The sequence below is a fragment of the Bradyrhizobium sp. RD5-C2 genome (assembly GCF_019972155.1).
Classification (GTDB): Bacteria; Pseudomonadota; Alphaproteobacteria; order Rhizobiales; family Xanthobacteraceae; genus Bradyrhizobium.
In genome coordinates this window covers 143,965-165,903 of record NZ_BOVL01000001.1, presented here as the reverse complement: position 1 = coordinate 165,903, position 21,939 = coordinate 143,965, and the positions used below count along the sequence as shown (strand labels likewise).

Sequence of the window (21,939 nt, the reverse complement as noted above, 5' to 3'; positions counted from 1 at the left end):
GCACAAGGTCTTAATTCCAGCGCACGGGGATGTGCGATCTCCCCGCGAGGCGACATGCCCAAGAATCGCGTCCTGTTCACCAAGGACGCACCATGTCGTCATACACATCGATCTCATCCGAAAAACTGTCTCGTCTCGTCGGCACCGCCAAGGCGCCGACGCTCGTCGACGTCCGTATCGACGAGGATTTCGCCACCGATCCGCGCCTGATCCCGGGCGCCATCAGGCACTCCCATCTCGACGTCCAGGACTGGGCTTCCCGCTTAACGGGCCAGACCGTGGTCGTGGTCTGCCAGAAGGGACAGAAGCTCAGCGAAGGCACCGCCGCCTGGCTCCGATGCGGCAACATTGCTGCCGAAGTTCTCGAGGGCGGGCACCTCGCGTGGAAGGCCGCGGAGCTTCCGACCGTTCCTGTCGACAGGATTCCGAAACGCGACGGGCGCGGCCGCACCGTCTGGGTGACGCGCTCGCGGCCGAAGATCGATCGCATCGCCTGCCCGTGGCTGATCCGCCGCTTTGTCGATCCCGCGGCCGTATTCCTGTTCGTCGCATCAGCAGAAGTCGAGGCCGTCGCCGAACGCTTCGACGCCACGCCATTCGATATCGAGAATGTGTTCTGGAGCCATCGCGGCGAGCTCTGCACCTTCGACGTGATGGTCAAGGAGTTCGGCCTGTCGACGCCCGCACTGGAGCGGCTCGCGACAATGGTTCGGGCCGCGGATACCGCGCGGCTCGATCTCTCGCCGGAAGCTCCAGGGCTGCTCGCCGCCTCGCTCGGCCTGTCGCGCATGTTCGACGACGATCTCGAACAATTGAGCGCCGGCATGCTGCTCTACGACGCCTTCTATCGCTGGTGCCGCGACGCGACCCGGGAGACGCACAACTGGCCGACCAGCAAGGTGAAGCCGTGACATTGCGATCTTCGTCCTCGGGCGGACGGCGAGCGTGAACTGAGCTGACAGCAGCGCATCTGAAGAAACCTGGGGCAGCACAACACGGCCAGGAGAACCACCATGCAGAAGCGAAATCTCTCCCTGATTGTAGCACTCACGATCGCGGGCATCGCCGTGCCCGCGCGCGCCCTGACGCAGGACGAGCTTGTCGCGAAACTTCCAGCTGCCGGCTACGCGGATGCAGCTGCGGTCCAAACGCCGGCGGCGCAGACCCTGCGCGGTGTCGTCGATCGTGTCGATGAGCGCAACGACGCGCTGCTGATTCGCCTGTCGGCGGGCAGAACGAAGCCGTTCAGGGTGCAGGACGGCCTGATCTTCAATGCCGTCCGCTTCGGCGATCCCGTCGAAATCTCGGTGCAGACCATCTCGGGATTCCCGACCATCGTCGGGCTCACGAAGCAATAGCGCCGCGATCTGAAGCAAGAACCGTTCAACATTGGGAGAAGCCGATGACCATCAACACCGGACGCCGGGACTTTATCGCAGCGGCTGGCGTCGCTGCAGCATCCGCAACCGTGCTTGGCGTCAACCAGGCCGCAGCCGAAGCCAACCCGCAGACAGGAGCCAAAGCCATGTCCTATCAGGCAAAGCCGATGCCGTTCGATCCAAAATCGATCAGCGGCATCTCGGAGAAGATACTCGTCAGCCACTACGAGAACAATTACGTCGGCGCCGTGAAGCGGCTCAACGCCATCGGGACGCAGCTTGCCGAGCTCGACTTCGCCAAGGCGCCGAACTTTGTGATCAACGGCCTGAAGCGCGAGGAGCTGATCGCAGCGAACTCGATGATCCTGCATGAAGTCTATTTCGACGGGCTCGGCGGCGCGGGCAAGCCGAGCGGCGCGCTCGCCGGAGCGATCGCGCGCGACTTCGGCAGCATGGAGCGCTGGCGGACCGAATTCGCCGCCATGGGCAAGGCGGAAGGCGGCGGTTCGGGTTGGGTGATTCTCGCGTACTCGCCCCGCGACAAGCGGCTGGTCAACCAGTGGGCTGCCGACCATACGACGACGCTGGCCGGCGGCCGCCCGGTGCTGGTGCTCGATATGTACGAGCATGCCTATCACATGGACTTCGGAGCCGCGGCGGCCCGCTATGTCGACATCTACATGGAAGCCATCCGCTGGGACAACGCGGCAAGGTTGTATGAGCAATATTCGAAAGAAGCGTGAGGAGCGACGCGCGAAATTTCTTTCCAGGGAGATTTTTCAGGAATGACACCGACGCCCCCGCAGCGCGGCCGATTGGCAGAACTGGCGCGCTACTTCCTGCGCCTCGGCTTTCTCGGCTTCGGCGGCCCGGTCGCGCTCGTCGGGCAGATGGAGCGCGAACTGGTCGACGGCAAGAAATGGCTGACCAAGGCTGAGATGAAGGAATCGATTGCGATCTGCCAATCGCTTCCGGGACCGCTGGCGATCCAGGTCGGCATCTATGTGTCCTGGCTTCGCGGCGGCTTCTGGGGCGCCTGGGTCGGTGGATGGTGCTTCATCCTTCCCAACTTCGTCATCGTGGCTTCGCTTGGAGCGCTGTACGTCTACCTTGGCGATCTCCAACCGGTCACCGCGATCTTCTACGGCGTCAGTCCCGCCGTGATCGCGCTCATTCTTCACTCCTGTTACCGGCTGGCCAAGCTCGGCATGGAAGACTGGCTGCAATGGGCAATCGCGGCGGTTTGCCTCGCCGTCACGGTGATCCTCCAGACCGAGGTCGCCCTGCTGTTCATCGGCGCAGGCATCGTGGGCATTCTCTATTACGGCAATCTGTTCAAACGCTCGCCTGCGATCCTGCCGGGAATTGCCATCGTGCCGGCGGCCGCCGGTCCGTTGGCGCCGGTTGCAAGCGGGTCCACGCTCTCGAAACTGTTGCTGTTCTTCCTCAAGGCCGGCTCGCTGACATTCGGCAGCGGCCTCGTCATCGTGCCGTTCCTCGAGCAGGGGCTGGTGCAGCAATATGGCTGGCTCGACGAGCGACAATTCCTCATCGCGGTCGCGATCGGCATGATCAGTCCGGGACCGGTGGTGATCACCGCGACCTTCGTCGGCTACCTTGTGGCGGGATTCTGGGGCTCAGTCGTCTCCACCATCGGCATTTTCCTGCCGTCGTTCCTGCTGGTGCTGATCGTTGCGCCACTGTTGGCACGGCATCGCGGAAACCCCAACGTACAGGGCTTTGTGAAGGGCGCCTATGCGGCGGCGATCGGCACCATCCTCGGCGCCTGCATCCTGCTCGGCAAGATCGCCATCGGCGACTGGCTGACAGCAGTGATCAGTATGATCTCGCTGGCCATCCTGTTCCGCTGGAAGGTGAGCAATCCGCTGCTGATCGCGGCGACCGCGGTCGTCGGCCTGATCGCGTATCCGTGGCTGCAGCCGACCTGGGTGATGGTTCATTAGCCGCCGGCGGCATCCTGGCAGTGCTCTGGTTCAAGCGGCGCGGCCGATTTTGACGAGGCCGATAAGCGAAGTTGAAACACCGCAGCGTTATCGGCGTTGAGAACCTGCCCGCGGCTCGCTAGATCAGGAGCTGCCCAACCCGCCCCTGCGGCGCTGTCATACCCACCGAAGAGCTAAGCCAATGCGCCCCCACATCATCTGCCACATGGGCACGTCGATCGACGGCCGGCTCCATCCCAGCCGCTTCACCAAGCCCGCCGCCGGTATCCCGGCTGACGCGCTGCGCTCCCACTATGAGAGGATCCATGACGGCTTCAATGCCGATGGATGGATCATCGGCCGCGTCACCATGAACGAGATGGCCAAGGGGACGGAGCGGCAATTTGCCAATGCGCCGAAAGTGCCGCGCGAGCCGCATCTCGGCAACCGCGACGGCCGCAAGCTCGCTGTCGGCATCGATCCGTCGGGCCGCGTGCATTTCGGCAAGGATAACGTCGGCGGCGACCACGCCGTCGCGGTGCTCGGCGAACAGGTCTCCGACAGCCATCTTGCCGAGCTGCGCGAGGACGGCGCGTCCTACATCTTTGCAGGCCGTAAGGGCGACGATCTGGCGAGCGCGATGGCGCAGCTCGCATCACTGTTCGGCGCCAAAACGCTGCTGCTCGAAGGCGGCGGCGGGATCAATGGCGCGTTCCTCAAGCAGGGACTGATCGACGAGTTCAGCACGTTGATCCATCCGGCGGTCGACGGCGTCGCCGGATCGCAGAGCATCGTCGACTATCACGGCCCGGACGGCGACCGCCCCGGCGCCGGGCAGTCGCTCCGGCTTACGCATTGCGAGACGCTGGAAGGCGGCATGGTCTGGCTGCGCCACGCCGTCGAGCGCGCGCCGGGCTGAGAGAGGCCGCATAGGCGCCTCACCTCTCCCGCGTGCGGGAGAGGGAACGCAGCGTTTTGCTCAAGTCGGCGTCAGAACTTGTAGCTCAATGCGGCGCGGGCGACGCTGAACCTGTTCTCGCGGCTGGCATTGTAACGGATCTGGCTCTGCAGCGGATCCGTGCCTTGGAACGTTGCCGTCGTGCCGCTGCTACCGAGATCGACATAGAGATATTCGCCGCGCAGCGTCCAGTTATTGGTGAAGGCATATTCGAGGCCGCCGCCGGCGGTCCAGCCGACGCGGACTTCGGAGTTGTCGCCAAGCCAGAGCCGCGAAACGTCATTCGAAAAAACTTCCGAATTGGCGATATGGGTCTTCACCTCGCCGTAGGCCAGACCGCCTGTCCCGTAGATCAGCAGGCGCTCGGCCGGCACAAAACCGATGCGGCCCCGCACGGTGCCGAACCAATCGATCTTGCTGGTGGTTTGAAAATTGTAGTTTCCGGTCACGGTGGTAAATCGCCCGCCGCCCCCGCCTCGACCACCAAAACGACCGACATCGAAAGCGGCGGCGGTGCTTCCACCCCGGGAAGACTTCAGGTCGGCGGAGTTGAAATCAGCTTCCACCCCGAGGACGATCCTGTCCAACTGATAATTGTATCCGAGCAATCCACCAGCCGTGACGCCCGACTGGCTGCTGTCCGAAACGGGAGTACGGACGATGTTGTCGGGGGCGACAAGCGACGTGATGTTGCTGCTGGTCGTGATATTCCCACCATCATACCAGCCGCCGCCCACATTCACGCCGGCGTAGAATCCGGACCAGTTGAACGCTGGAGCTACCAATGGCGGAGCCTTGGTCCAGCTGCGCTCCGGTAGGTCAGCGGCTGACGCCGCGTTCGCAAATTCCGTAGTCAAAAGCAGGCAAGTCCCAACGATTGCAAAACGACGCACTTCCCATTCCCCTTGCACTGGCCGCAAGCCAGCGACGCACGTCTCTGCCATGGGAGGAAGGAATGCGACAGCATGTCTCATTCGAATTTTGTTCTTTTCCGCGATCTGTGGCCAAGTTGCAACGAACAGCGCTCACAACCTGTTGAGTGGACCGCCCGGAATCAGTCGGCGCCGAAGCGGTAACCGCTTCTGCACCCCGCGACGAAGAACGCGACGCCGCGCGCAACATGCTCATCGAGCTCGGGATCGAGCGCCTTCAGGTCGACTTCGTAGAGAGCCCGCAGCAGCATCGGTACCGCGATGATGTCGAGGAACAGGCGCGCGGTGGTAGGCAGGTGCTCCGGCGCGAAGGCGGGCAGCTTGCCGAGCTCGTCGGATTGCGTCAGCTCGCGCAGCAGGTGAACGCCGAGCTCGGTGGCGAGCGCGCGCGCCCTGCGGTTGACGGTGGCGGCGAGATCCGGGAAGCGATGCGCCTCCGCGATGGCAAGCCGCATCAGGCCGATGCGGTCGGCGTCGAGCCCCCAGTGCAGCAGGGTCGAGGCGACGCTGGTGAGACGCTCCTCCACCGTCGCGCCGAGCGGCGCGTCCGCCTTGAACTCCGCGATGCGTGACAGGATGTCCCGCGTCACTACTTCGGTGAACAGCGCCCGCTTGTCGCGGAAGCGCGCATAGATGGTGCGCTTGCCGGAGCGCGCGGCCTCGGCGATCTCGTCGATGCTGGCGCCTTCGAAGCCGCGCTCGAGGAACACCTTGCGCGCGGCATCGAGGATGCGGGCATCGACCTCGCCGGCCAACTCCTTCGGCGGCCGGCCGGCGCGCACCTCGGCCGGCCCGGTCGCCGTCCTGGTCTTGGGCGCCCGCGGCGTCTTCAGGGTGCTGGTGGTCATCAGTCTTCCCCGGGTTCCAGGGGGCCGGTCCGGCCGGCAATATCAACCAATATAGCCCTATCACATCTAGTTGTAAATAGAACGGTACAGTTCCGTTTCTATTGACGCTGCACTGCCGCGAGACTATTTGCCGCATAGAACGGAACGGTATCGTTTCCTTTTGCGAAGGCCTTGCAGACCTCGCCCGACAGCAGGAGCAGCCATCATGTTCGAAGACACTGTTTTGGAGCGCGACGAAGAAGGGCACGAGAGCATCGAGGGTTCACCCTCGGCGCCGGCTTCCCGCGAGCCCAACGTCACGTCCGAGCGGCCGGAGGTCATCGCGCGGGCTCCGGCGCAGGAGCGCCCCGCAAGCAAGCACCCCGCCCCGCCGGAAACAGTCCCGCCAGAAGTCGTCCCACAGCGGCGCGGCTTCCTGCGCCGCCGTCCGGTGGTCTCCGCGATCGGCGCCGTGCTGCTCGCCGCCGCGCTCGGCGGCGGCACCCTCTACATGGACTACAGCGAGCATTTCGAATCCACCGACGACGCCTTCATCGCGGCGCGGCAGTTCGCGCTGGCGCCAAAGGTCTCCGGCTACATCACCGCGGTTCCGGTCACCGACAACCAGCATATCGCCGCCGGCGACGTGATCGCGCGCATCGACGACCGTGACTATCGCGTCGCGCTGGCACAGGCCGAGGCGCAGGTCGCGGCCGCCCAGGCCAGCATCCAGAATGTCGATGCGCAGCTCGACGTGCAGCAGGCGCAGATCGCAGCCAACCAGGCCCAGGTCGACCAGGCGCAGGCGGCGCTGACCTTCGCCCAGCAGCAGGCGACGCGCTACCAGCATCTGGAGCAGACCGGGTACGGCACGGTGCAGAATTCCGAGCAGTACACCTCGCAACTGCATCAGCAGCAGGCGTCGCTTCTGAGCGCGCAGGCGACCCTCAATCTCGGGCAGCGCCAGGTGGAATCGCTGAAGGCGCAGCGCAAGAGCGCGGTCGCCAACCTCGCCCAGGCCGAGGCGCAGCGCGACCAGGCAGAGCTCAATCTCTCCTATACGACGGTCACTGCCGCGCAGCCCGGCCGCGTCGTCAACCTTTCGGCCGCCGTCGGCCAGTTCGCACAGGCCGGTACCAATCTGACGATGTTCGTGCCCGACCAGACCTGGGTCACCGCGAACTTCAAGGAGATCCAGCTCGACCAGATGCGTCCGGGCGAGAAGGTGACGCTGAAGATCGACGCCTATCCCGGCCGCACCATCAAGGGCCATGTCGAGAGCGTGCAGCCGGGATCGGGCACCGCGTTCTCGCTGCTACCGGCGCAGAACGCCACCGGCAATTATGTCAAGATCGTGCAGCGCGTGCCGGTCAAGATCGTGATGGACAACCCGCCGACCGACGTCGCGCTCGGCCCGGGCATGTCTGTCGTCCCCACGGTGCGGATCAATCCTGCGCCGTCACTGCTCGAGCGGCTTGGAAAGCTCTGATCCGGGGAGGCAGTCATGAGTGCAGCAGCAATTGATGCCAAAAGCCTCCCTGCTCCGAGCGTTGCCGTCAATCCCTGGCTGATCGCCATCGTGGTTGCGCTCGCCAGCTTTATGGAGGTGCTCGACACCACCATCGCCAACGTCGCGCTGCCCTACATCGCGGGCGGCATGGGCGTGAGCGAGGACGAAGCGTCCTGGGTGGTCACGACCTATCTGGTGTCCAACGCCATCATCCTGACCGTCTCGGGCTTTCTCGCGCGCATGCTCGGGCGCAAGACCTTCTTCCTGATCTGCCTCGGCATCTTCACGGTGAGTTCGGTGCTGTGCGGCTTCGCGCCCAATCTGAACGCGCTGCTGCTGTTCCGCATCCTGCAGGGACTCGGCGGCGGCGGCATGGTGCCGGTGGCGCAGTCGATCCTCGCCGACGCGTTCCCGCCGGCCAAGCGCGGCCAGGCGTTTGCGGTGTTCGGCATCGCCGTGGTGGTGGCGCCGGTGGTCGGGCCGACGCTCGGCGGCTGGCTGTCCGACAATCTGTCCTGGCACTGGTGCTTTCTGATCAACGCCCCGGTCGGCGTGTTCGCGATCGCGCTGATTGCAGCCGTGCTGCAGGAGCCAGCGAAGGCCAAAGGCGCGCAGAAGGCCGCGCAGCCGCAGGACAACACCTTCGACCTCATCGGCTTCGCGCTGGTTGCGACCTTCCTCGGCGCGCTCGAGGTGACGCTCGACCGCGGCCTCGAGGACGACTGGTTCGGTTCGCCCTTCATCATCACCTTTGCGGCGATCAGCGCCACGGCGTTCGTGCTGATGATCCCGTGGGAGATGACCCGCCGCAATCCGATGATCGACCTCAGAATGGTCGCGACCCGGCAGTTCGGCGCCTGCTTCCTGGTGATGCTGGCGACCGGCGCCATCCTGCTCGCGACCACCCAGTTCCTGCCGCAGCTGGTGCAGCAGGATTTCGGCTACACCGCGACCTGGGCCGGCCTCGTGCTCTCGCCCGGCGGCGTGGTCACCATGGTGATGATGTTCGCGGTCGGCCGGCTCGCCGCCAAAGTGCAGCCGAAATATTTGATCGTCGCCGGCGCGCTGGTGATCGCCGCCTCGATGTACAGCATGACCAACGTGTATGCCGATCTCGGCTTCTGGTTCATGGCGCGCTCGCGCATGCTGATCGGCGTCGGCCTGCCCTTGATCTTCGTGCCGATCATGGCGGCGTCCTATGACGGCATTCCGCCTGACAAGACCGACCAGGCCTCCGCGCTGATCAACGCGGCGCGCAACACCGGCGGCTCGATCGGCGTCTCGATCGTCTCCAACGTGCTGACGCATCGCCAGCAATTCCATCAGAGCCGGCTGGTCGAGCAGGTGACGCCGTCGAGCCCGCAATACCAGGACACGCTGCACCAGGTCACCGACTTCTTCGTGGCCCAAGGCAACTCGCTGGCGCAGGCGCACCAGCAGGCGATCCAGTGGATCGGGCAGCAGGTGCAGACCCAGGCCTCGTTCCTGTCCTACATGGACGCGTTCTGGGTCCTGATGCTGATCTCGCTGTCGGCGATCCCGCTGGCGCTGACGTTGCGCAAGGTCAAGCTCGGCGGCCCCGCCCCTGTCGGTCATTGACGAGGTGCGGAGGTCAACCGCAATACGCCCGTGCCGCAGATCGGCGCGGGCGTATTTATTCCGGATCGTCTCGATGCAAATCAGATCCCGCGCGTGGCGGCAATGATCGTGTCGCGCAGCCAGCGGTGCGCCGGCAGATCGTCGAAGCGGCGGTGCCAACTCATGACGCTCTGCAATTTCGATGCATCGAACGGCAGCTCCCGCATCTCGATCGGGTAGGCGCGGCGGAATTCGAGCGCGAGCTTGCGTCCAAGGATCGCCACCATGTTCGATTGCACCAGGACCGCGCCGGCGGACAGATACGGCACATCGGAAGCAATGGTGCGGCTCGCCTTGCGAGCCCGCAGCCAGGCATCGATGAAATCCAGATCTTCGCCGCTGGAGGTGATCGCAAGGTGCGGCAGCTCGACCAGCGTCTCGCCGGTCAGCTTCTTGCGCAACGCCGGGTGACCGGCCCGCAGCACCGCGACGAAGCGGTCCTCGATCAACCGGCAGGCGGCAAACCGCTCGCCCTCCAGCGCGCGGGCGGAGATCGCGAGGTCGAGCTCGGCGCGATCGAGCCGGTCGGCGAGATTGAGCGTCCCGCTCGGCACCAGCGTCAGCCGCAATTTCGGCGCCTGCGCGCGCACCGCTGCGATGATCGAGCCGGCCGCGACCACCGCAGCATAATTGTTGACGGCAATGGTGAAGCGCCGCTCCGCCTGCGCCGGATCGAAGCGATCCCCCTCGACCGCGAGTTGCAGCTCATTGAGCGCCTTGCGGACCGGCAGCGCCAACGCTTCCGCCCGCGGCGTCGGCAGCATGCCCGACGGCGTGCGGACGAACAGCTGGTCTTTCAGCGCATGACGCAGCCGGTTCAGCGCGTGGCTCACGGCGGGCTGGCTGATGGCAAGCGCGCCGGCCGCGCGCACCACGCTGCGCTCGCGCATGACGGCGTCGAACACCAGCAGGAGATTGAGGTCGAGATTGCGCATCCGCATGCCGTCATCATGCAGGATATGAATGGATGGATAAAGACAATTCATTTGAATAATATCGGGCCAGAGCCCAGCTTCCGGGCATGTCCGAAAGCCTGCACAGCACAATCGCAGCCCGGCCCCGTCGCGCCACCACGGGTGTGCTGGTCGGCGTCCTAGCCGCCCCCGATGCCGCGTCCATCGCCGTGCCGGAAACCTTCGCGCGCTGGCGCCGGCTCACGCCGCTGGCGACGTGGCTGCCGATCGAGCTTCGCGAAACCAGCTATGCCGGCATCCTGAGCGGCGTCGCTGCCGCGCTCGACCGCGTCGGCATGATCCCGCGGCAGCTGATCCTGCTCGGCGAAGGATCAGTCGCGCGGCGCATGCTCGAACTGGCGCTGCGGGGCGAGCTGCCCTGCGGCGGCATTGTCGCGATCGACATCGCCTCCGACGCACTGCCGTTTCACATCGCGCCGACGGTGACCGCGATCCGGCTCGTCGTTCATCGCAACAACGATGCGCCACAAGGCGATCTGATCGGCGCATTGCGCGCCGCCGATCTCGACGCACGCATCATCCACCTCGATTTGACCGCAGGCCGCAGTGCGGAAGCAGCCGCGGCGAGCGCAACTGAAACCTTTGTCCTGGAGCTAGTCGCAACGATCGGCCGCCGGACAACCGATGGAGCTGGTGACCGATGAGATCGAAGACCTTCAAGATCGCTTGCGCGGGCCTGGTGGCTGCCGCCGCAATCGGCGCCGGCGCTTACGTCGTGCATCGGCTGGACGGTACAACGGACCTTGCACCGGTCGCCCAGGCGAAGGCCACCACATCCGTCGTTCCGGTGACGGCGGCGAAGGTGCTTCAGCATGATGTGCCGATCGTGCTCGAAGGACTTGGCACAGTGACGCCGATCAACACCGCGACCATCCGCACCCAGGTGCAGGGCACGCTCGACAGCGTCGATTTCGTCGAGGGTAAGCAGGTGAAGCGCGGCGATGTGCTCGCCAGGATCGACCCGCGGGTCTACGAGGCCCAGGTCGACCAGGCCGAGGCCGCGCTGGCGCGCGACGAGGCCAGCCTGAAGAACGCCCGGACCAATTTGGCGCGAACCCAGCCGCTCGCCAATCGCGGCTTTGCGACCCAGCAACTGCTCGACACCCAGGATTCGCAGGTCACGCAGGGCGAAGGCACCGTCGCGCTCGACAAGGCAGCGCTGGAAGCCGCGCAGACCCAGCTGAGCTTCGCCACGATCACGGCGCCGTTCGACGGCGTCACCGGCATCCGTCGTATCGATCCCGGCAACATCGTGCATCCGACCGACACCAACGGGCTTGTGGTCCTCACCCAGTTGCAGCCGATCGCGGTGATCTTCACGCTGCCGTCCGGCGAGATCCCGGGCGTGCGGCAGGCGCTGGCGTCCGGAGACGCCTCGGTCGACGTCTATGATGCACAGAACAAGCGCAAACTCGACCACGGCAACCTAATGCTGATCAACAACCAGGTCGACAGCACGAGCGGCACGGTGCAGCTGAAGGCATCGTTTCCCAATGCCGGCAACACGCTGTGGCCCGGCACGTTCGTCAACGTCCATCTGACGATCGCGGTTCGTCACGACGCGCTCACGGTGCCGCTGACGGCGGTGCGCCAGGGACCGGACGGCGGCTTCGCCTATGTGGTCGGAGCGAACAACGTCGTCAGCGCCCGCAATGTCACGACAGGGCAATCGCGCGACGGGCAGGTCCTGATCGAGCAGGGCCTCGCCGCAAACGAGACCGTCGTCACCGCGGGTCAGTACCGGCTCAATCCGGGAACGACGGTCGAGATCGTGCCCGATGACAAGAAAGACCAGGTCCAGGACGCCACCACCGCAAGCGCAGGCATGCTGCCATGAACATCTCCGCAGGTTTTATCCGTAAGCCCGTCGCCACGGCCTTTCTGGCCATAGCCATCGTGCTGGTCGGCATGATCGCCTTCGTGCGGCTGCCGATCTCGGCGCTGCCGACGGTGGACACCCCAACCATCCAGGTCACCGCGCAATTGCCCGGCGCCGATCCGCAGACCATGGCTTCCTCGGTCGCAACACCGCTGGAGCGGCAATTCGGCCAGATCGCGGGCCTCACCGGCATGAGTTCGAGCAGCGGGCTCGGCAACACCCAGATCACGCTGCAGTTCGCACTGAACCGCAGCGTCGATGCCGCCGCGCAGGACGTGCAGACCGCGATCGATGCAGCATCGGGACAATTGCCCAAGACGATGCCGTCGCCGCCGACCTTCCACAAGGTCAATCCGGCCGACGTGCCGGTGCTGCTGATCGCGCTGATGTCGGACACCGAGCCGCTGACCAAGGTCGACGATTATGCCGACAGCATCCTGGCGCAGAAATTGTCGCAGGTGCCGGGCGTTTCGCTCGTCACCATCGGCGGCATGCAAAAGCCCTCGATCCGGGTGCAAGTCAATCCGGCCAAGCTCGCCGCCGCGGGGCTCGATCTCGAGCAATTGCGCACCACGCTCGGCAACATCACCGTGAACCAGCCCAAGGGCGTGCTTTACGGCAGCCAGCAGGCCTATACGCTCGCCACCAACGACCAGGTGCTGGTCGCGAGCAAGTATGACGATCTGATCATCGCTTATCGCAACGGCGCGCCGGTCCGCTTGCGTGATATCGGGCATGCCGTGGTGGCGGCCGAGGACATCACGCTGCATGGCTGGTACAACAACAAGCCCGCGATCATCCTCGCGATCCAGCGCCAGCCCGGCGCCAACGTGATCAGCACGGTCGACGGCATCAAGAAGCTGCTGCCGCAGCTGGTGGCGAGCCTGCCGTCCGACATCAAGGTCCAGATCGCCTCCGACCGCACCCAGACCATCCGCGCCAGCGTCGCCGACGTTCAGCTCACTCTGGTGCTGACCATTGCGCTGGTGGTCGGCGTGATCTTCCTGTTCCTGCGCAATCTGTGGGCAACCATCATCCCCGCGGTCTCGGTCCCGATCTCGCTGATCGGCACCTTCGGCGTGATGTATCTGCTCAACTACAGCCTCGACAATCTGTCGCTGATGGGCCTCTCGATCGCGGTCGGCTTCGTCGTCGACGATGCCATCGTGATGATCGAGAACATCTCGCGGCATATCGAGGAAGGTCTCTCCCCAATGCAGGCCGCCCTGAAGGGGGCCGGCGAGATCGGCTTCACCATCATCTCGATCTCGGTCTCGCTGATCGCGGTGTTCATTCCGCTGCTGCTGATGGGCGGGGTGATCGGCCGCATGTTCCAGGAATTCGCCGTCACGGTGTGCGTCGCTATCGTGGTGTCGGTGATCGTCTCTGTAACCCTGACGCCGATGATGTGTGCTTATCTGCTGTCGCCGCATCAAGGCGCCAATGCCGGAGTGGTGTCGCGCGCGCTGGAACACGGCTTTGTTGCGATCCAGGCCGCCTACGAGGCCGTGCTCGCCAAAGCACTGCACTTCAAGGCCACGACCATGTCGATCATGCTGGCAAGTGTCGTGGTGACCGGCCTGCTGTTCGTGGCCATCCCCAAGGGCTTCTTCCCGCAGCAGGACACCGGCATGATCACCGGCATCACCGAGGCCTCGGCGGACATCTCGCCGGCGCAGATGGCGACACTGCAACGCAGTGTCATCGATATCATCGCGAAGAATCCCTCGGTTGCCAATGCGACCGGCTATATCGGACCGGGCGGCCCGACCGTGACCGAGAACAACGGCCGCCTGTTCGTGCTGTTGAAGCCGCGCAACGAGCGCAATGCCTCCGCCGACCAGGTGATCCGGCAACTCGACAGCGAGTTGCAGAAGATCAAGGGGATGTCGGTGTTCATGCAGGCGACGCAGGACATCAATCTCGCCAGCCGCCTGTCCAAGACGCAGTACCAATTCACGCTCACCGACGTGAACCAGGACGAGCTCAATCTGTGGGCCGGCAAACTGTATCAGAAGCTGAAGACGTTGCCGGAACTGGCCGACGTCGCCACCGACCAGGCCAACGCCGCGCGTCAACTCAAGCTGCAGATCGACCGCGATGCGGCCTCCCGCCTCGGCATCGATCCGGCCGCAGTGGACAACACGCTCTATGATTCGTTCGGCCAGCGTCACGTCGCCCAGCTGTTCACGACGCTCAACACTTATTACGTGATCCTGGAGGTCGATCCGTCGTTCCAGCTCGGCCCCTACGCGCTCAACCGCATCTACGTCCGCTCGTCCGCGGGCACGATGGTGCCCCTGAGCCAGATCGCGAGCATCGATTACGGCACCGCGCCGCTCTCAGTGAACCACCAGAGCCAGTTTCCGTCGGTGACGCTGAGCTTCAACCTGGCGCCGGGCACAGCCGTGGGGACCGCGGTCGCAGCGGTTCAGAAGGCGACCACCGACCTGCACGTGCCGTCGACCGTGGTCACCAGCTTCCAGGGCAATGCGCAGGCGTTCCAGGCAGCGCTCGCGTCGACGCCGATCCTGATCCTCGCCGCGGTGGTCGCGGTCTATCTGATCCTCGGCATGCTCTATGAAAGCACGATCCATCCGATCACAATCCTCTCGACCCTGCCGTCCGCCGGTCTCGGTGCACTGCTTGCGCTGTGGGCGTTCGGCTTCGGGCTCGACGTGATCGGGCTGGTCGGCATCATCCTGCTGATCGGCATCGTGCAGAAGAACGGCATCATGCTGATCGATTTCGCGCTGGAGGCGGAACGACACCAGCATCTCCCTGCCGAGCAGTCGGTCTATATGGCCTGCAAGGCGCGCTTCCGCCCGATCCTGATGACGACGATGTGCGCGATGCTCGGCGGCGTTCCCTTGATGATCGGCACCGGCACCGGAGCGGAGCTGCGCCAGCCGCTCGGCTTTGCGATCGTCGGCGGGCTGATCGTCTCGCAGTTGATGACGCTGTTCACGACGCCGGTCGTGTACATCTATCTCGACGGCTTGACCCGCTGGTTCGCCAAGCTGCGCCCTAATGCGCGGAAGACCGCACGACACAAACCCGAGGTGGCGTTATGACCTGGCTCTGCTCCGTGAGCTCGCCTCAGCCTGCCCGGCGTCGCTGGCCGCGCCACCACAGGCCGAAGGCGATCGTGACCGCGGCGGCCAGCGAGAACCAGGTGATGGCGTACTGCATGTGGTCGTCCTTGAGCCGCACCTTGAGCGGTCCGGGCTTCGGCGTGCCGCTGTCGGGCACCGGCGCCTCGAGGTCGATGTAGAACGGCGCGACCTCGCCCCAGCCGAGCACCTGCGCCATCGCACGATGATCGCGCACGAACCACAGCCGCTTCGTCGGATCTTCCTTCGGCGTCAGCCGGCCCGGCGGCTCGGGAAAGCGGATGTAGCCGGTCAGCTCGACCGGCGCGCCGGTGAAGAGACGACCGGTAACGCGATCCTCGAAGGCGCGGTCCTGCATCGTGTTCTGCACGAAGCCGGTGTTGATCACGACGGTCTCGCCGCTGGCGAGCTTGGCCGGCAGGAACGCCCAGGTGCCGGGCCCTGCGACATCGTCGCGCACCGCGGAGCCGGAGCTGAAGACCATCGCATCCGGCTGTTTCGCGTAGGTCGCGGTCAGCATAACGCGGCGGAATTCATCTTTGGCCGAGGTCACCGTGGGCCACGCCGATGGCGGCGGCAGCGCTTCGGTCGGGGCGGCCAGCCGCTCGTCGAGTGCGGCGATCAGCGCATGCTTCTCGACCCTGCGCTGCAATTGCCAGACGCCGAGGGCGATGAACACCGCGATCAGGATCAGCGTGAAAATGCCGAAGCCGGCCGCGCTCGGCCGCTGAGAGCCTTTTGACGCGTTTCCGTCGCGCGAACCGGTGCCCACTTCGCTGGAAAACGCTTTGTTCGTCGTATCATTCATTGCGGGTCGCGCTCGATCAATTGGCCTTCGGCGGCCTTGTGGTGGAATTGCAGCGCGATCAGAAGCGCCTTCATCGAACGCAGCGGCAGGATCGTGGTCACCACGATCAACGGCAGCCACAACGCCGCGTGAAGCCAGAACGGCGGCTGGTACTTCACCTCGACGATCAGCGCCGCCGCGACCACGATGGCGCCGGCCAGCATGATGACGAAGATCGCCGGGCCGTCGCCGGCATCGATGAAGGCGAAGTCGAGGTCGCAGGCCCGGCAGCGCGGCGCCAATGTCAGGAAGCCGGAATAGAGCTTGCCCTTGCCGCAACGCGGGCAGCGGCAGGCGATGCCGCGCAGCGCGCTTTCGGTCACAGTGGGCGGAGTATCCGTCATCGGTTCTCTTCAAAAGCAAAGGGGGCGGCCATCAGGCCGCCCCCTCTTAGCACGTCAGCGAAGTTAGTGTGCGCCGTGCGCCATCGACTCGGCGCCGTGGCCCCAGACGTAGATGCAGATGAACAGGAACAACCAGACCACGTCGACGAAGTGCCAGTACCAGGCGGCGAACTCGAAGCCGAGGTGCTGCTTCGGCGTGAAGTGGCCGGCATAGGCGCGGATCAGGCAGACCAGCAGGAAGATGGTGCCGACCAGCACGTGGAAGCCATGGAACCCGGTCGCCATGAAGAAGGTCGAGCCGTAGACGTTGCCGCCGAACGAGAACGTCGCATGGGCGTACTCATAAGCCTGCACACAGGTGAAAAGGGCGCCGAGGATCACGGTGAGGATCAGGCCCTGCTTGAGGCCCTGGCGGTCGTTCTCCAGCAGCGCATGGTGCGCCCAGGTGACGGTCGTGCCCGAGGTCAGGAGCAGCAGCGTGTTGAGCAGCGGCAGATGCCAGGGATCGAAGGTCTCGATGCCATGCGGCGGCCAGGTGCCGGGGACCGAGCAGGCGCCCATCGCCGTGCCGGCGCCGCAGCCGAACACCGCATCGCGGGTGGCGTGCACCGCATCGGCCGGGAACAGCGCCGAATTGAAGAACGCCCAGAACCAGGCGACGAAGAACATCACTTCGGAGGCGATGAACAGGATCATGCCGTAGCGGTGGCTGATCTGCACCACGCGGGTGTGGTCGCCCTTGTACTGGGCTTCCTTGATCACGTCGCCCCACCAGCTCGCCATGGTGTAGAGCACGCCGATGGTGCCGACGCCGAACACGATCGGTGCGGCGGAGAACATGTGGTGCATCCAGCCGATCGCACCGAGCGCCATGATGAAGGCCGAGACCGAGCCGACCACCGGCCACGGGCTCGGGTCGACGAGATGATAGTCGTGATGCTTGACTTGCGCCTCAGCCATTGCCGTCTCTCCATTCGCGTGCCGCAAGGCACGTCTTAATCTTGAATTCCAGAACTAGCCGCCCTTGCGCTGCTCCGCCTCGCCCGCAGCCACGGGCTTCGGCGTGGCATCGCGCACGGGGAAGAAGGTGTAGGACAAAGTGATGGTCTTCAGCGTGTCGTTCTCGCTGTCCCTGGCCAGCGCCGGATCGACGTAGAACACCACGGCCATCTCGCGCTTCTCGCCCGGCGCCATGGTCTGCTCGGTGAAGCAGAAGCAGTTGATCTTCTGGAAATAGGCGCCGACCGTCAGCGGCGCGACGTTGTAGGCGGCTTGTCCCGTGGTGGTGCGCGCCGACTGGTTGGTCACCGTGTAATAGACCGTGACCACCTGGCCGATCTTGACGTCGATCGTGGTCTGCTCGGCCTCGAACTTCCAGGGCAGGCCCGGCGCGACATTGGAATCGAAGCTGACCGCGATGGTGCGCGCGAGCGGCGCATCCGAAGGCACCGAGGTCGCGACCTGGGTGGTGCCGTTGAAGCCGGTGGTGCGGCAGAACCAGTTGTAGAACGGCACGGCCGCGTAGGACGCGCCGACCATCAGCACCACGACGAAGCCGCAGATCGACGCGACCACGGCGTCGCGCGTCAGCACGCGGCGCGTGACTTTCGCGCCCTTGGCTTGCGGAGCCTGCGGTGCACCCTGGTTTGCCATCTCGCTCACAGCGGCCGCACCAGCACGGCCGGCCCCTTGACGAGAGTGACGGCGAAGAACAGCACGACCATGACGCCGAGCGCGAGCGCAATGGCGATCGAGCGCTGGCGGCGGCTCTTGAGCTGCGCCTCGGTGAGGACGATTCCTTCTGGTTCGCGTTTCTCGTCCATTGCTATCCCATGCGCCCCCATCTTGCCCCCCGGCGTCCCTACCCGATGAAGACAGGAAGGATCGCGCGGACGACGACCTCGGCGAGGAGGACGGCAAACAGCGCGAACAGATAGAGGATCGAGAAGGCGAACAGCCGGCGCGTGGCGCGGTTGGCGGCGGTGCCTTCACGGCGGCGATAGACCTCGATCGCGAGCCACAGCATGCCGGCGCCGAGAACCAGCGAAGTGACGCCGTAGATCGCGTCGAAATAGCCGAGCGGCCACGGCGCCAGCGCGATTGCGACCAGCAGGATGGTGTAGAGCAGGATCTGCAGCCGGGTCGCGTCGGGACCGGCGACCACCGGCAACATCGGAATGCCGGCGCGCGCGTAGTCGTCGCTGCGGAACAGCGCCAGCGCCCAGAAGTGCGGCGGGGTCCAGAAGAAGATGATCAGGAACAGCAGGATCGGCTCGACCGAGAGCGAGCCGGTCGCGGCCGCCCATGCCACCACCGGCGGCAGCGCGCCGGCGGCGCCGCCGATCACGATGTTCTGCGCGGTCCAGCGCTTCAGCAACATCGTGTAGATCACGGCATAGAAGAAGATGGTGAAGGCAAGCAGCCCGCCCGCCACCCAATTGACCAGGATGCCGAGCGTCATCACCGAGAAGAAGGCGAGCGTCAGACCGAAGGCGGCAGCCTCGGCCGGGGTGATCTTGCCGCGCGGGATCGGCCGGTTGGCGGTGCGCGACATCAGGGCGTCGACGTCGCTCTCATAGGCCATGTTGAGCGCGCCCGAGGCGCCGGCACCGACCGCGATGCAGAGGATCGAGGTGAACGCCAGCACCGGATGGACATGCACCGGCGCGATCATCAGCCCGACCAGCGCGGTGAAGATCACCAGCGACATCACGCGCGGCTTCAACAGCGCGATGTAGTCGCCCACTTCGGCCTCGGAAATCCGGGGCAGCTCGATGGCGTTGTGATCGACAACCGACAAGATCAGGTCTCACTTCTCTCAAAAGGCGCGGCGCACCCAGGGTGCGCCGCGTTGTCTTGGACTTACTGCACGCGGGGCAGCACTTCGAACTGGTGGAACGGCGGCGGCGAGGTGAGCGTCCACTCCAGCGTGGTCGCACCCGCACCCCACGGATTGTTCGCAGCCTGCTCCTTGCGGACGAAGGCATCGATCACGCCGTAGATGAAGATCAAGACGCCGACGCCGGAGATGTAGGAGCCCCACGAGGAGATCAAGTTCCAGCCGGCAAACGCATCCGGATAGTCGACGTAGCGGCGCGGCATGCCCGACAGGCCGAGGAAGTGCTGCGGGAAGAACACCAGATTGACGCCGATGAAGGTGAACCAGAAGTGCGCCTTGGCGATCCGCTCCGAGTACATGTAGCCGAACATCTTCGGGAACCAGTAGTACCAGCCGGCGAAGATGCCGAACACGGCGCCGAGCGACAGCACGTAGTGGAAGTGCGCCACCACGTAATAGGTGTCCTGCAGCACGCGATCGACGCCGGCATTGGCCAGCACCACGCCGGTGACGCCGCCGACGGTGAACAGGAAGATGAAGCCGATCGCCCAGATCATCGGCGCCTTGAACTCGATCGAGCCGCCCCACATCGTGGCGATCCAGGAAAAGATCTTCACGCCGGTCGGCACCGCGATCACCATCGTGGCGGCGACGAAATAGGCCTGCGTCGCCGACGACATGCCGACGGTGTACATGTGGTGCGCCCACACCACGAAGCCGATGCCGCCGATCGCGACCATGGCGTAGGCCATGCCGAGATAGCCGAACACGGGCTTGCGCGAGAAGGTGGAGACGATCTGGCTGACCATGCCGAAGGCCGGCAGGATCAGGATGTACACTTCGGGGTGGCCGAAGAACCAGAACAGATGCTGGAACAGCACGGGGTCACCGCCGCCGTCGGCCGCAAAGAAGGCGGTGCCGAAATTGCGGTCGGTCAGCAGCATGGTGATCGCACCGGCGAGCACCGGCAGCGACAACAGCAGCAGGAACACGGTCACCAGGATCGACCACACGAACAGCGGCATCTTGTGCAGGGTCATGCCCGGCGCGCGCATGTTGAAGATCGTGGTGATGAAGTTGATGGCGCCGAGGATCGACGACGCACCGGCGAGATGCAGCGACAGGATCGCGAAATCGACTGCCGGACCGGGATGGCCCGAGGTCGACAGCGGCGCGTACATGGTCCAGCCCGCGCCGACGCCGTTGGCGCCCGGCTCACCCTCGACGAAGGTGGAGAGCAGCAGCAGCGCGAACGAGGCCGGCAGCAGCCAGAACGAGATGTTGTTCATGCGCGGGAACGCCATGTCCGGCGCGCCGATCATCAGCGGCACCATCCAGTTGCCGAACCCGCCGATCATCGCCGGCATGACCATGAAGAAGATCATGATCAGACCGTGCGAGGTCACGAACACGTTATAAGTGTGGGTTTCGTGGAATATCTGGACGCCCGGGTACATCAACTCGGCACGGATCGCGATCGACATCGCAGCGCCGATGATGCCCGCGATCACCGCAAAGATAAGGTACATCGTACCGATATCCTTGTGGTTCGTGGAGTAGAGATAGCGCCGCCATCCGGTCGGATGGTGGGCGTGATCATCATGGGCGTGATCGTCGTGTGTCGCTGCGCCTGTCGCCATGTTCAAAATCCTGCCTTGCAGTCCCTCTCGGACCTTGCGGTCCCGTCGCCCTTATTCCGTCCGCGCCGTCAGCCGTCAGGCTTACTGCGCCGCCTGACCAGCCGAGGCGTAGGAATTCGCCGGGTTGGTCGCAAACTTCTTCCTGGCCCCTTCAACCCAGGTCGCGAACTCCTGGTCGCTGACGACCCGCACCGCGATCGGCATGAAGGCATGGTCCTTGCCGCACAGTTCCGAGCACTGGCCGTAGAACACGCCGGTCTTGGTGGCCTTGAACCAGCTCTCGTTGAGGCGGCCGGGGACCGAGTCGATCTTCACGCCGAAGGCCGGCACCGCGAAGGAGTGGATCACGTCAGCTCCGGTGGTCTGGATCCGCACCACCTTGTTGACCGGGACCACCATCTCGTTGTCGACACCGAGCAGCCGGGGCTGCTTGTCCTTGTCGAGCAGCGAGTCGAACTCGAACTTGCCGTTATCCGGGTAGGCGTAGGACCAATACCACTGCTTGCCGGTGACCTTCACGGTGAGGTCCGGCTTCGGCACGTCGAGCTCCAGGAACAGAAGACGGAACGACGGCACCGCGATGCCGACCAGGATCAGGACCGGGATCAGCGTCCAGGCCACTTCGATCAGGGTGTTGTGGGTGGTCTTGGAGGGGACCGGGTTGGCCTTGGCGTTGAACTTCACCACCACGATGACGAGCAGCGCCAGCACGAACAGGGTGATGACTGTGATCAGCACCAGCAGGAAATTATGAAACCAGATGATGTTTTCCATCACCGGGGTCGCAGCCTCCTGCAGCGTGTGTTCCCACGGCGCCGGCTGCCCCATTTCGGCGAAGGCCGTTCCCGCGGCGACTGACGCCACACCCGCCACCGCCAACCCCAGCAACTGCCTGCCCAACCGGCCAATCGACATCTTCATGCCGTTCGCGCTCCCTTGCATTATTCCCCAACGCACCCCCGGCACGTAGCCGGAGATACAGCACGATCCGCCCTGACAAATGGCCTTCCGGACATACCCGTCTCTGAGTCAAGGTGGGTACGGGAGCCAGATCGCTAGAACGCGTCGAAATCCAGCCTCTCAAACCATAATTCGCAGGCGCTCGCAATGCAGTAG

The 21,939-nt window shown here is 64.8% G+C and carries 21 protein-coding genes; 10 read left to right on the top strand and 11 right to left on the bottom strand.

Annotated elements, in window-relative coordinates; translation table 11 throughout:
* Nucleotides 1-92 precede the first annotated feature (92 nt).
* The 5 genes from BraRD5C2_RS00805 to BraRD5C2_RS00785 all read left to right on the top strand — a co-directional run bounded on the left by BraRD5C2_RS00805 (nt 93) and on the right by BraRD5C2_RS00785 (nt 4,241).
* Nucleotides 93-911, top strand: a complete 819-nt coding sequence (locus BraRD5C2_RS00805; RefSeq protein WP_223966159.1) for a chromate resistance protein ChrB domain-containing protein — start codon at nt 93-95, stop codon at nt 909-911.
* Nucleotides 912-1,013: 102 nt separating this feature from the next.
* Nucleotides 1,014-1,358 (top strand): hypothetical protein, encoded by a 345-nt coding sequence (locus tag BraRD5C2_RS00800; protein ID WP_223966158.1) that lies wholly within the window; start codon nt 1,014-1,016, stop codon nt 1,356-1,358.
* 167 nt (nt 1,359-1,525) lie between these two features.
* Nucleotides 1,526-2,122 (top strand): superoxide dismutase, encoded by a 597-nt coding sequence (locus tag BraRD5C2_RS00795; protein WP_223966179.1) that lies wholly within the window; start codon nt 1,526-1,528, stop codon nt 2,120-2,122.
* A gap of 42 nt (nt 2,123-2,164) precedes the next feature.
* Complete coding sequence (chrA, locus tag BraRD5C2_RS00790) at nt 2,165-3,343, top strand: chromate efflux transporter (protein ID WP_223966157.1); 1,179 nt, start codon at nt 2,165-2,167, stop codon at nt 3,341-3,343.
* Between the two features lie 181 nt (nt 3,344-3,524).
* Entirely contained in the window at nt 3,525-4,241 is a 717-nt protein-coding gene (locus BraRD5C2_RS00785; protein WP_223966155.1) for a dihydrofolate reductase family protein, read from the top strand.
* A 71-nt stretch (nt 4,242-4,312) separates the two neighbouring features.
* Here the strand turns inward: BraRD5C2_RS00785 and BraRD5C2_RS00780 are convergent, their stop codons facing one another.
* Nucleotides 4,313-5,173 (bottom strand): outer membrane protein, encoded by an 861-nt coding sequence (locus BraRD5C2_RS00780; protein ID WP_223966153.1) that lies wholly within the window; start codon nt 5,171-5,173, stop codon nt 4,313-4,315.
* Nucleotides 5,174-5,334: 161 nt separating this feature from the next.
* The gene (locus tag BraRD5C2_RS00775) at nt 5,335-6,060 is read right to left on the bottom strand and encodes a TetR/AcrR family transcriptional regulator (RefSeq protein ID WP_223966151.1); all 726 of its coding nucleotides are present in this window, start codon (nt 6,058-6,060) and stop codon (nt 5,335-5,337) included.
* A gap of 205 nt (nt 6,061-6,265) precedes the next feature.
* On the opposite strand from BraRD5C2_RS00775, the gene BraRD5C2_RS00770 reads away from it, so the two are divergent.
* Both BraRD5C2_RS00770 and BraRD5C2_RS00765 read left to right on the top strand, forming a co-directional pair.
* Nucleotides 6,266-7,528: an HlyD family secretion protein gene (locus BraRD5C2_RS00770; RefSeq protein WP_374707939.1), complete on the top strand. Its 1,263-nt coding sequence runs from the start codon at nt 6,266-6,268 to the stop codon at nt 7,526-7,528.
* Nucleotides 7,529-7,543: 15 nt separating this feature from the next.
* Nucleotides 7,544-9,148, top strand: coding sequence for a DHA2 family efflux MFS transporter permease subunit (locus BraRD5C2_RS00765; RefSeq protein ID WP_223966150.1), 1,605 nt, complete (start codon nt 7,544-7,546; stop codon nt 9,146-9,148).
* A gap of 80 nt (nt 9,149-9,228) precedes the next feature.
* Here BraRD5C2_RS00765 and BraRD5C2_RS00760 read toward each other — a convergent pair whose 3' ends face one another.
* Nucleotides 9,229-10,128 (bottom strand): LysR family transcriptional regulator, encoded by a 900-nt coding sequence (locus BraRD5C2_RS00760; protein ID WP_223966148.1) that lies wholly within the window; start codon nt 10,126-10,128, stop codon nt 9,229-9,231.
* Between the two features lie 80 nt (nt 10,129-10,208).
* Between BraRD5C2_RS00760 and BraRD5C2_RS00755 the strand changes: the two genes are divergently transcribed.
* Genes BraRD5C2_RS00755 through BraRD5C2_RS00745 form a run of 3 tightly spaced genes read left to right on the top strand, consistent with a single transcriptional unit; the run spans nt 10,209 to nt 15,114 of the window.
* Nucleotides 10,209-10,805 (top strand): hypothetical protein, encoded by a 597-nt coding sequence (locus BraRD5C2_RS00755; RefSeq protein WP_223966145.1) that lies wholly within the window; start codon nt 10,209-10,211, stop codon nt 10,803-10,805.
* On the top strand, nt 10,802-11,998 hold the full coding sequence (locus BraRD5C2_RS00750) for an efflux RND transporter periplasmic adaptor subunit (protein WP_223966142.1): 1,197 nt from the start codon (nt 10,802-10,804) through the stop codon (nt 11,996-11,998). Before BraRD5C2_RS00755 ends, BraRD5C2_RS00750 begins: the two co-directional genes overlap by 4 nt.
* Nucleotides 11,995-15,114, top strand: a complete 3,120-nt coding sequence (locus BraRD5C2_RS00745; protein WP_223966140.1) for an efflux RND transporter permease subunit — start codon at nt 11,995-11,997, stop codon at nt 15,112-15,114. The genes BraRD5C2_RS00750 and BraRD5C2_RS00745 overlap by 4 nt, the downstream gene beginning before the upstream one ends.
* A 25-nt stretch (nt 15,115-15,139) precedes the next feature.
* Here the strand turns inward: BraRD5C2_RS00745 and BraRD5C2_RS00740 are convergent, their stop codons facing one another.
* The 8 genes from BraRD5C2_RS00740 to coxB form a co-directional block, all read right to left on the bottom strand.
* Nucleotides 15,140-15,961 carry an SURF1 family protein gene (locus BraRD5C2_RS00740; protein ID WP_223966138.1) on the bottom strand — a complete coding sequence of 274 codons (822 nt, stop codon included), beginning with the start codon at nt 15,959-15,961 and terminating at the stop codon, nt 15,140-15,142.
* A complete protein-coding gene (locus BraRD5C2_RS00735) occupies nt 15,958-16,344 on the bottom strand; it encodes a DUF983 domain-containing protein (protein WP_223966136.1) in 387 nt (128 codons plus the stop codon). The genes BraRD5C2_RS00740 and BraRD5C2_RS00735 overlap by 4 nt, the downstream gene beginning before the upstream one ends.
* Before the next feature lie 63 nt (nt 16,345-16,407).
* Nucleotides 16,408-17,304, bottom strand: coding sequence for a cytochrome c oxidase subunit 3 (locus BraRD5C2_RS00730; RefSeq protein WP_212319921.1), 897 nt, complete (start codon nt 17,302-17,304; stop codon nt 16,408-16,410).
* A gap of 54 nt (nt 17,305-17,358) precedes the next feature.
* Complete coding sequence (locus BraRD5C2_RS00725; protein ID WP_223966176.1) at nt 17,359-17,997, bottom strand: cytochrome c oxidase assembly protein; 639 nt, start codon at nt 17,995-17,997, stop codon at nt 17,359-17,361.
* A gap of 5 nt (nt 17,998-18,002) precedes the next feature.
* Nucleotides 18,003-18,167 (bottom strand): CoxF protein, encoded by a 165-nt coding sequence (locus tag BraRD5C2_RS00720; protein WP_176528844.1) that lies wholly within the window; start codon nt 18,165-18,167, stop codon nt 18,003-18,005.
* 38 nt (nt 18,168-18,205) lie between these two features.
* Nucleotides 18,206-19,144, bottom strand: coding sequence for a heme o synthase (locus BraRD5C2_RS00715; RefSeq protein WP_223966134.1), 939 nt, complete (start codon nt 19,142-19,144; stop codon nt 18,206-18,208).
* Between the two features lie 62 nt (nt 19,145-19,206).
* Nucleotides 19,207-20,823, bottom strand: a complete 1,617-nt coding sequence (ctaD, locus tag BraRD5C2_RS00710) for a cytochrome c oxidase subunit I (RefSeq protein WP_223966133.1) — start codon at nt 20,821-20,823, stop codon at nt 19,207-19,209.
* An 81-nt stretch (nt 20,824-20,904) separates the two neighbouring features.
* The gene (gene coxB / locus BraRD5C2_RS00705; RefSeq protein WP_223966131.1) at nt 20,905-21,744 is read right to left on the bottom strand and encodes a cytochrome c oxidase subunit II; all 840 of its coding nucleotides are present in this window, start codon (nt 21,742-21,744) and stop codon (nt 20,905-20,907) included.
* Nucleotides 21,745-21,939 lie beyond the last annotated feature (195 nt).